9 protein-coding genes are annotated in these 9,706 nt (G+C 66.5%); 4 read left to right on the forward strand and 5 right to left on the reverse strand.

Translation table 11 applies throughout. The annotated features are described in order from the left end of the window. On the reverse strand, window positions 1-80 hold an 80-nt coding region (locus tag JMF90_RS10740; protein ID WP_201325097.1), incomplete at its 3' end, for a prepilin-type N-terminal cleavage/methylation domain-containing protein. Between the two features lie 175 nt (window positions 81-255). On the opposite strand from JMF90_RS10740, the gene JMF90_RS10745 reads away from it, so the two are divergent. Next, complete coding sequence (locus JMF90_RS10745) at window positions 256-666, forward strand: type II secretion system protein N (protein WP_011544450.1); 411 nt, start codon at window positions 256-258, stop codon at window positions 664-666. Between the two features lie 37 nt (window positions 667-703). Here JMF90_RS10745 and gspF read toward each other — a convergent pair whose 3' ends face one another. Genes gspF through gspD form a run of 3 tightly spaced genes read right to left on the reverse strand, consistent with a single transcriptional unit; the run spans window position 704 to window position 5,734 of the window. Continuing rightward, complete coding sequence (gspF, locus tag JMF90_RS10750) at window positions 704-1,921, reverse strand: type II secretion system inner membrane protein GspF (RefSeq protein WP_201316667.1); 1,218 nt, start codon at window positions 1,919-1,921, stop codon at window positions 704-706. Window positions 1,922-1,925: 4 nt separating this feature from the next. Beyond that, window positions 1,926-3,425, reverse strand: a complete 1,500-nt coding sequence (gene gspE, locus JMF90_RS10755; RefSeq protein ID WP_006490004.1) for a type II secretion system ATPase GspE — start codon at window positions 3,423-3,425, stop codon at window positions 1,926-1,928. Then, window positions 3,422-5,734, reverse strand: coding sequence for a type II secretion system secretin GspD (gene gspD, locus JMF90_RS10760; RefSeq protein ID WP_054928203.1), 2,313 nt, complete (start codon window positions 5,732-5,734; stop codon window positions 3,422-3,424). Before gspD ends, gspE begins: the two co-directional genes overlap by 4 nt. A gap of 368 nt (window positions 5,735-6,102) precedes the next feature. On the opposite strand from gspD, the gene JMF90_RS10765 reads away from it, so the two are divergent. Next, entirely contained in the window at window positions 6,103-6,588 is a 486-nt protein-coding gene (locus tag JMF90_RS10765; RefSeq protein ID WP_023476565.1) for a lytic transglycosylase domain-containing protein, read from the forward strand. A gap of 153 nt (window positions 6,589-6,741) precedes the next feature. Further along, complete coding sequence (locus tag JMF90_RS10770; RefSeq protein ID WP_054928226.1) at window positions 6,742-8,052, forward strand: GTP-binding protein; 1,311 nt, start codon at window positions 6,742-6,744, stop codon at window positions 8,050-8,052. 128 nt (window positions 8,053-8,180) lie between these two features. On the opposite strand, the gene JMF90_RS10775 is transcribed toward JMF90_RS10770, so the two are convergent. Next, complete coding sequence (locus JMF90_RS10775; protein ID WP_006401505.1) at window positions 8,181-8,459, reverse strand: HU family DNA-binding protein; 279 nt, start codon at window positions 8,457-8,459, stop codon at window positions 8,181-8,183. A gap of 388 nt (window positions 8,460-8,847) precedes the next feature. On the opposite strand from JMF90_RS10775, the gene JMF90_RS10780 reads away from it, so the two are divergent. After that, window positions 8,848-9,706, forward strand: an 859-nt coding sequence (locus JMF90_RS10780) for an FAD-dependent oxidoreductase (RefSeq protein WP_201325096.1), incomplete at its 3' end; no start/stop codon positions are given.

Below are 9,706 nucleotides of genomic sequence, written 5' to 3' on the forward strand. Positions count from 1 at the left end.
ACCACCACCATGATCTCGATCAGCGTGAAACCGCGCTGACGACGCACGGCCGCGTTGCGGCGAGTGATCCACGTTTGCATGACTGACTACCTCTTTCCAAAAAATGTCGTCGATTGAGTGACGCACCCGGCGCACCGGACGATTGCCTGACGGCAACCTTCCGGACCGGCGGGCGCGGAGCACGCATTGTAAGGCGCGCATCGCCGAGGGCTTTCACCCAACGCAAATTTCATATACATCCGTACAATAGCGCGCATGAACGCGCTCTCGATCCGGATCCTTTCCCTCGCCCTCTTCGCGGGTTTGTGCGCGACGGCCACCTACTGGGTCGTCACGCTGTCCGCTCGCGAAGCGCCGCTGCCCGCCGCCGCCGCGCGGCTGCCGATCCGCACCGAGGACGCCGCGGCGCTCTTCGGCGGTCAGCTTGACAAGAATCCCGTCCAGGACATCCACCTGTTCGGCATTCTCGCGCTTGACCACGGCGGCGCCGCGATCGTCAGCGTCGGCGGCGAACCGCCGCGCGCCGTGTCGCTCGGCGCGGACGTCACGTCCGGCGCGAAGCTCGCCGAAGTCCGCCCGCGCTCGATCATCGTCGACCGCAACGGCGCCCGCGCCGAAATCCAGCTCCCGGCGAACACGCCGTCCCCCGCGATCTACATGCGCTGAACGGCGGCGGCCCGGCAAGCAGAATCGGGCCGCTCCGTCACTGCACCATGTTGTTCAGCTCGATGATCGGCAGCATCACGGCCAGCACGATCACGAGCACGATGCCGCCCATCGCGAGGATCAGCAGCGGCTCCAGCAGGCTCGTCAGGAACATCGTTCGGCGCTCCAGCTCGCGCGCTTCGCCTTCGGCCGCGCGATCCAGCATCGTCGTCACGTCGCCCGTCGCCTCGCCCGAACGAATCAGGTGCACGAGCACCGGCGGAAACGTCTTCACGTTGTTCAGCGCGCGCGACAGCGCGGAGCCTTCGCGCACGCGCACGATCGCGTCGTCGATGTTCGCGCGCATCGCGCGGTTCGACAGCGTCTCGCCGGCCGCCTGCAACGCGCGCAGGATCGGCACGCCGGCCGCGGTGAGAATGCCGAGCGTGCTCGCGAAACGCACCGTGTTGTAGCCGCGCACGAGCTTGCCCGCGAGCGGCGCGGTCAGCACCCAGCGATCGAACGCGAGCCGGGGCCCGGCGCGCGACAGCGTCGCCTTCACGAACCACACGATGAGCGCGACCGCGATCAGGACCGCCCACCACCAGTGCCGCACGAATTCCGACAGCGCCATCATCACGACCGTGAGGATCGGTAGCTGCTGCTTCGTGCTCGCGAACACGTTGACGACCTGCGGCACGACGTAGCTCAGCAGGAACGTGACGATGCCGAATGCGATCAGCGTGACGATGCCCGGATACGTGAACGCCAGCAGGATCTTCTGCTTGAGCGCATTGCTCTGCTCGATGTAGTCGGCCAGGCGCGACAGCACGATGCCGAGCTTGCCGGTGTGCTCGCCCGCGGCAACGAGTGCGCGGTAGATTTCCGGAAAATCGCGCGGATGCTGGCCGAGCGCATTCGCGAGCGAATGGCCGCCGAGCACTTCCGCGCGGATCGCGGCCATCAGTTCGCGGATGTAGTCGCGCTCGGCCTGCTCGGTCAGCACGCCGAGCGCCTCGTCGAGCGGCAGCCCGGCGATCAGCAGGCTCGCGAGCTGGCGCGTGAGGATCGCCTGTTCGCGCTGCGACAGCTTGCGGCCGAACGCGAGCCGCTGCGAACGCGCGCCGCGCGTCGCGCTCGCGGCCGGCTCGACGACGAGCGGCGTGAGCCCCTGCGTGCGCAGCTGGCCGCGCGCGGCGCGCGCGCTGTCGGCATCGATGACGCCTTTCTGCGCGCGTCCCGCCGCATCGATTGCTTCGAAACGGAATGCCGGCATCGCGCTATGCGCCTCCCGTCACGCGCAGCACTTCCTCGAGCGACGTCGCGCCGGACGCGAGCCAGCGCTCGGCGTCGTCGCGCAGCGTGCGCATGCCTTCCGCGCGGCCGGCGGCCAGGATCTCGGCATCGGCCGCGTTGCGGTGAATCAGCGAGCGGATCGAATCGTCGATCACCAGCAGTTCGTACACACCGCGCCGGCCCGCATAACCAGAATGTCCGCACTTCGCGCAGCCGACCGGATGCCACACGGTACGGCCGTCCTCATGCCGCTCTTCCTTGCAGACCGGGCAGAGCTGGCGCACGAGGCGCTGCGCGAGCACGCCGAGCAGCGACGACGCGAGCAGGTACGGCTCGACGCCCATGTCGGTCAGGCGCGTGACGGCGGACGCCGCGTCGTTCGTGTGCAGCGTCGCGAGCACGAGGTGGCCCGTCAGCGACGCCTGCACCGCGATCTGCGCGGTTTCGAGGTCGCGGATTTCGCCGATCATGATCACGTCCGGGTCCTGGCGCAGGATCGAGCGCAGCGCGCGGGCAAAGGTCATCCCGATCCGCTCGTTCACCTGCGTCTGGCCGATGCCGGACAGGTCGTATTCGATCGGGTCCTCGACGGTCATGATGTTGGTCGTCGCGGTTTCGAGCCGCGACATCGACGCGTACAGCGTGGTCGTCTTGCCCGAACCGGTCGGGCCGGTGACGAGCACGATGCCGTGCGGGCGGCCGATCAGCTTGTCGAACTGGACGAGCGTGTCGCGGCCCATCCCGAGCGCTTCGAGGTTCAGGCGCTGCGCATCCTTTTCCAGCAGACGCAGCACCGCGCGCTCGCCGTGCCCGGTCGGCAGCGTCGACACGCGCACGTCGACCGGCCGGCCGCCGACGCGCAGCGTGATGCGGCCGTCCTGCGGCAGGCGCTTCTCCGCGATGTCGAGCTGCGCCATGATCTTGATCCGCGAGATCAGCGCGCCGTGCAGCGCCTTCTTCGGGCGCACGACGTCGCGCAGCGTGCCGTCGACGCGAAAGCGCACGACCGACGCATTCTCGAACGGCTCGATGTGAATGTCCGACGCCTGTTCGCGCGCCGCTTGCGTGAGCAGCGCGTTGATCATCCGGATGATCGGCGCGTCGTCTTCCGATTCGAGCAGATCCTCGACTTCGGGGATGTCCTGCATCAGCCGCGACAGGTCGACTTCACCTTCGACCTCGCCGACCACCTGCGCGGCGCTGCCGTCCTGGCGCGCGTAGGCCTGGTTGATCGCCTGCGCGAGCTCGTCGGCCGGCACGCGATGCACGGCGATCGAGCCGAAGTTGCGCGCGATTTCCGCGAGCGCGGCGTCGCTCGTGCGTTCGCTGATCCACACCTCGAGCGTGTCGTCGAGCTGATGCGCGATCAGCACCTGGCCGCTCTTCGCAAAGCCGTACGGCAGCAGGCGCGCGGCGAGCGGCGACGGCGGCTGGCGTTCGCCCGGCGCGCCGTCGTGGGCGGAGGACGCGAGCACGTCGCTCACTGCGAGGCTCCCGGCGCGGTGGTCAGCGGCTGCGCGGGCGTCGCCTCCGGCAGCGGCTGGGCCGGCACGGGCGCCACCTGGCGCTGCAACTGCTGGCGACGCATCTTGTCGAGATCGAACAGGTTGCCTGCGGCCGTGCCACCCTGGCTCGGACCGATCGGCATCGGCGGGACGACCGGGTCGTCCTTGTCGCGGATCACGTTGTTGTCCGACTTGTACGCACCCGTCACGCCCTGGATGTAGTCGTAGCGGTTCGACGTGACTTCCTGCGCGGTGCTGCGATCGGAAATGATCACCGGACGCAGGAACACCATCAGGTTGGTCTTCGCGCGCACCTTCGATTCCGAACGGAACAGCTGGCCGATCCACGGAATGTCGCCGAGCAGCGGCACCTTGCTGTTCGACACCTGGTAGTTGTCCTGCATCAAGCCGCCGAGCACGATGATCTCGCCGTTGTCGGCCAGGATCGTCGACTGGATCGAGCGCTTCGTGAAGGTCGGGCCGGTCTGCGAGTTGGTGGTGCCGTTGACGACGGCCGAATCCTCGGTATAGAGCTGGAGCTTCAGGATTCCGCCGTCGGTGATCTGCGGCTTCACGTGCAGCGTCAGGCCGACGTCGCGGCGATCGTACGTATTGAATGCGTTGCTGGTCGTGCCGCTCGTCAGGTTCGAATACGAGCCGGTCGCGATCGGCACGTTCTGGCCGACCACGATCTTCGCTTCCTCGTTGTCGAGCGTGATCAGGTTCGGCGTCGACAGCACGTTCGCGTCGCTCACGCCCGCGAAATACTGGAGCAGCGCGCCGAGCCCCTGTACGCCGAACATGTTGTGCAGCCAGCCGATGTTGAGGCCTTGGGACAGCTGCCCGAGATTGGACGCGAGGCCGCCGCCGGTGATCCCGCCGGCGGCGTTGGTCAGGCCGCCGGCCGTCAGGTTGATGATGCTGTTGCCCAAACCGTTGCCAGCCGTCGGCGCCAGGTTCGTGCCGCCGAGAAACTGGCCGCTCGCGACCTGCCACTGGATGCCGAGGTTGCCCTGCGTCGTCGAGTTCAGCTCGACGATCAGCGCTTCGATATAGACCTGCGCACGCCGTGCGTCGAGCTGGTCGATCACCGAGCGCAGGTTCCGGTACACCGGATCGGACGCGGTGATGATCAGCGAGTTGGTGGCCGAGTCGGCCTGGATCATCCCGCCCGGCTGGTTGTCGTCGCCGCTCTTGTCCTTGTCACCGCCGAGCAGGCCGCCGGTACCGAGGCCACCGCCGGACGAGCCGCCGCCATACCCGGACGACGACGACGAACCGCCCAGGCCGCCCGACGGCAGCGGCGGGGTGCCCGACGTGCCGGTCGAGAAGTTGCCGCTCGACGACGAGCCGCCGTTCTGGTTGAAGCTGTTCGCATCGTTGGACGACGCCGACGAGCCGCTGTCGTTGCCGCCCTTGCCGAGCATCCCGCGCAGCGTCTTCGCGAGCTTCACCGCATCGGCGTTGCGCAGCGGCACGACGTGCATGTTGCCGGGCACCGCGCTCGGCGCGTCGAGCTGCTGCACGAGACGCTTCGCGGCCGCGAGGCGCGACGCGTTCGACGCACGCAGCAGCAGCGCGTTGGTGCGCGGGTCGGCCGTGACCGATACCTTCAGCGTGGCGTCGCTGTTGCCGATCGCGCCCGGATCGAGCATTTTCTGCAGTTGCGCGGCGAGGTCGATCGCGTTCGCGTTGCGCAGCGGCACGACCTGCACCTGCGCGCCCGCGGCGCTGTCGACGCCCGAGATGATCTGCGCGATGCGGCGCACGTTGTCCGCATAGTCGGTCACGACGATCGTGTTGTTCGCCGGGTAGGCCGTCACCGTGTTGTTCGGCGAGATCAGCGGCCGCAGCACGGGCAGCAGGTTGTTCGCCGATTCGTTGTGCAGCTCGAACACCTGCGTGATCACCTGGTCGCCGCGCGCCTGCGGCGCATTGCCGATGTAGGTCGGCACGCCCTGCAGCTTCGCGTCGGCTTCCGGCACGACCTTCAGCACGCCGTGATCCTGCACGAGCGCGAAGCCCTGCATGCGCAGCGCCGACTGCAGCGTCTTCAACGCCTGGTCTTCCGGCACCGGCCGTTCGGCCACGAGATTGAGCTGCCCCTTCACGCGGGGGTCGACGATGATGGTCTTGCCGGTCGCGGCGCCGATCGCTTTCGCGACCTGGTCGATATCCGCATTCACGAAATTGAGCGTGACCTGAGCGTAGGCGGCCTGCGAGACGATGATGCCTGCCACGAGCAGGGTCGTGGCGATACGCCGCATAACGAAGCGATTTCTTGTCATGGATGAATGGGTCGATGCCGGCTCAGGCCACTTCCGGCGGTAGTGCTGGGATCCAAGTCCGAAAGAGGCGACATTAGCAGTTTTTCATGTCCGAAATATCACATTGATCCGAAGACTGTCTCACATACGACAGGTATCCGACGAATCGTATGCAAGATGTAAGGATAGATGTAACCCTCCGCATGCCGGCCCTCTCCCTGGTTTTCGCGATGAACCGACACGGAAATGCGGTATAACCGGGCTGCCGTATTCCTGCCTGTCGCAATCTGACGGTCTGCCGGTATGATACGGGCGGCGCGTTTCTCGTCGCACTAATAACAGGCACGGGTTTTCCCGAGCTTCGCGCAATTTCCTTTCGTTTCCGCACGATGAACAGACGGTTCGCTTCGATCGCGTTGATCGCCGCCGGCGCGTGGTTCGCCAGCGGCAACGCACGCGCGGACTGTTTCGACGAAGCGGCCAAATATCAGCAGGTCAATCCGCTGATCCTGCGCGCGATCGCGTGGCAGGAATCGCGCAACCGGCCCGAGGCGCTGAACAAGAACACGAACGGCTCGGTCGACTACGGCCTGATGCAGATCAATTCGATCCACCTGCCGACGCTGTCGCGCTACGGGATCGGCCGCGACACGCTGATGGAGCCGTGCAAGAACGTGTACATCGCCGCGTGGCATCTCAAGCAGAAGATGAACCGCTACGGCAACACCTGGCAGGCAGTCGGCGCCTATCATTCGGAAACGCCGTCGCTGCGCGACAAGTACGCGCGGCAGATCGCCGGCATCCTGACGCAATGGAAGCTGCTGCCGCCCGCGCAGACCACCCAGGCCGCTCAAGCGCCTCAAGCCGCTCAGTGATTCCGCGCCGCGTCGCCGGCTGACGCCGGGCCGGCCGCGCGCGTTTGATGCACAATGCGGGCTGACGCCGCCGTTTCGCCCGTGCGCGGGCCGATCGCGCCCCGGCAGGGCGCCGCGGCCGCTTTTTCATCTCTTCCGTTGGTGCATATCATCATGAATCCGGCAATGAAACAGCCGTTGCCCGTCACCGTGCTGTCCGGTTTCCTCGGCGCCGGCAAGACCACGCTGCTCAACCACGTCCTCGCGAACCGCGCGGGCCTGAAAGTCGCGGTGATCGTCAACGATCTCGCGGCGGTCAACATCGACGCGTCGCTCGTGCGCGATGCGCAGGCGCTGTCGCACGTCGAGGAACGCCTCGTCGAAATGTCGAACGGCTGCATCTGCTGCACGCTGCGCGACGATCTGCTCGTCGAGATCCGCAACCTTGCGTCCGAAGGCCGCTTCGACGCGATCATGATCGAATCGACCGGTATCGCGGAGCCGATGCCGATCGCCGAGACCTTCACGTTCGTCGACGACGACGGCACGTCGTTGTCGGCCATCGCGCGGCTCGACACGCTCGTCACCGTGGTCGACGCGTACAACTTCCTGCGCGACTACGGCTCCGACGACGCGCTCGCGACACGCGGCATCGCCGCGTCGGAAGACGACGACCGCACGCTCGTCGAGCTGCTGATCGAGCAGATCGAATTCTGCGACGTGCTGGTGATCAACAAGGCCGACCTCGTCGGCGCGGACGATCTCGCCCGCCTGCAGCACATCCTCGCGCGCCTCAATCCGCGTGCGCACCAGGTCGTCTCGACGTTCGGCAACGTGCCGCTCGACGAAGTGCTGAACACCGGCCGCTTCGATTTCGACGAAGCCGCGAACGCGCCGGGCTGGCTCGCGTCGCTTGATCACGATCACACGCATTGCGACGACCCGGACTGCCATGACGACCATCATGCGCACGTGCACGGCGAAGCCGACGAATTCGGCATCGGCAATTTTGTTTACCGTGCGCGCCGGCCGTTTCACCCGGCACGGCTCTGGGCGCTGCTGCATCAGGAGTGGCCTGGCGTGCTGCGCAGCAAGGGTTTCTTCTGGCTCGCGACGCGCAACGACATCGCAGGTTCGCTGTCGCAGGCGGGCGGCGTATGCCGGCATGGCCCGGCAGGTTTGTGGTGGGCGGCGCAGGATCGCACGGAATGGCCGGACGACGACGAACTGCTCGCTGAAATCCGCACCGAATGGCTCGGCGATCTCGACGATCGCACGGTCGGCGATCGCCGCCAGGAACTCGTGCTGATCGGCATCGCGCTCGACGCCGATGCGTGGCGCGCGAAACTCGATGCATGCCTGCTGACCGATGCGGAGTTCGCACTCGGCGCGGCGGGATGGGCGGCGTTCGACGATCCGTTCCCGGCGTGGGACGTCGATTCGCACGACGACGATCACGGCGACACGCAGATCGTGCACGCATGATCGCGTGGTAACGGCTTGTAAAATAACCGTTAACTTTTGCAAGAGCGGCGCGAACTGTGGCGAAAATGCCGCGCGCGCCCAACAAAAAACCCGCCGAGAGGCGGGTTTTTCATGGAACAGGCGCGGGTTTAACGCTTGTTGACGGCGTCCTTGAACGCCTTGCCAGCCGTGAACTTGACCGTCTTGGCTGCCGGGATCTTGATGGTTTCGCCCGTCTTCGGGTTGCGGCCCGTACGTGCTGCGCGCTTGCCCGAACCGAAGCTGCCGAAGCCGATCAGCTGAACCGCATCACCCTTCGACACGGCCTTCTTGATGACTTCGAGCAGCGTGTCCAGCGTTTCGCCGGTTTGAGCCTTGCTGGCGCCCGTTTGGGCGGCGACGGCGTCGATCAGTTCCTGTTTGTTCATTAAGGTTCCTTTATCAGGTTAGGTTGACACGAACAGCGCGAACGCGCCGATTATACGTGCGCGAACCGTGCCGTCGAGAGTCAGACTCCGACGACACAGCGCCGAATCCTGGCCCGCGCGACGCGCCCTCCGGCTTGCCGGCGGCCACCCCGCGGTACGGCGTTGCTATGATAGCGCAGCGCAAACCCAATAACGACAAGGGTTTCAAAGATTTTCATCGGTATTTCGCCGAATGAATCGTCGACTGCCCATTTTTTGACCTGCGCCAACCGGACAGGGTCCGCGGCGTGGTCCGCCCGATCGTCGCGCCGTTGCCCCTTTCCAACGGCCGGTTGGACGGCCTCCCGCAATCCCTTGCCAGGCTTGGCTGCCACGTTTTTTGTTTCGCATGCCCGACCGACTTGTTTCCGCCACGCTCGCGCTTCGCGACGACGGCACGCTCGTCTCGCCCGAGTTCGGCGAGCTTCATCGCGGTGCATCCGGCACGCTCGCTCGCGCGCATCGCACGTTCGTCGCGGGCAACGGGCTGCCCGCGCGCTGGCAGCGCCGCCGAACGTTCACGATCGTCACGACCGCGTTCGGCGCGGGCGCCGGCTTCCTCGCGGCCTGGGCCGCGTGGCGCGACGATCCGGCGCGCTGCGAACGGCTGCACGTCGTCGCGATCGAACCGCATCCGTTCTCACGCGACGACCTGCACCGCGCGGTCTCGCATATGGTTGTAGACACAACCATATCGGCAGACGTCGACGCGTTGCTCGATGCCTGGCCGATACTCGTGCCGGGCCTGCATCGGCTCGAATTCGACGCAGGGCGCGTGGTGCTCACGCTCGCGTTCGGCGATGCGATCGACTTGTTGAAGAAGCTCGTCGCGCGTGCCGATGCGTTTTTTCTCGAAGGCGCCGCGGCATCGAGCGACGGGATTCGCGCACTCGCGAAACTCGCCGGCGAACACGCGACGTTTGCGACGCATGCAAAGTCCGACGACGTGAAACACGCGCTCGGCGAAACAGGTTTCACGTTCCGCGAAGTCGACGATCGGCTCGTCGGCGACTATGCGCCGCGCTGGCGCGCGCGCCGGCACGAGCCGCCGCGCGCGCTGCCCGTTGCCGCGCGCCGCGCGATCGTGATCGGCGCGGGTCTCGCCGGCTGCGCGGTCGTCGAACGTCTGGCCGCGCGCGGCTGGGACGTCACGCTGATCGAACGGCACGAACGGATCGCGAGCGAAGCGTCGGGCAATCCGGCCGGTG

The sequence above is a fragment of the Burkholderia sp. E168m23 genome, assembly GCF_016586125.1.
In the GTDB taxonomy this organism is placed as follows: domain Bacteria; phylum Pseudomonadota; class Gammaproteobacteria; order Burkholderiales; family Burkholderiaceae; genus Burkholderia; species Burkholderia orbicola.

What these genes read in the sequence shown, in the direction of transcription:
- JMF90_RS10745 (WP_011544450.1), top strand. Translation starts at nt 256, where the DNA reads ATGAACGCGCTCTCGATCCGGATCCTTTCCCTCGCCCTCTTCGCGGGT.
- gspF (WP_201316667.1), bottom strand. Translation starts at nt 1,921, where the DNA reads ATGCCGGCATTCCGTTTCGAAGCAATCGATGCGGCGGGACGCGCGCAG.
- gspD (WP_054928203.1), bottom strand. Translation starts at nt 5,734, where the DNA reads ATGACAAGAAATCGCTTCGTTATGCGGCGTATCGCCACGACCCTGCTC.
- JMF90_RS10765 (WP_023476565.1), top strand. Translation starts at nt 6,103, where the DNA reads ATGAACAGACGGTTCGCTTCGATCGCGTTGATCGCCGCCGGCGCGTGG.
- JMF90_RS10770 (WP_054928226.1), top strand. Translation starts at nt 6,742, where the DNA reads ATGAATCCGGCAATGAAACAGCCGTTGCCCGTCACCGTGCTGTCCGGT.
- JMF90_RS10775 (WP_006401505.1), bottom strand. Translation starts at nt 8,459, where the DNA reads ATGAACAAACAGGAACTGATCGACGCCGTCGCCGCCCAAACGGGCGCC.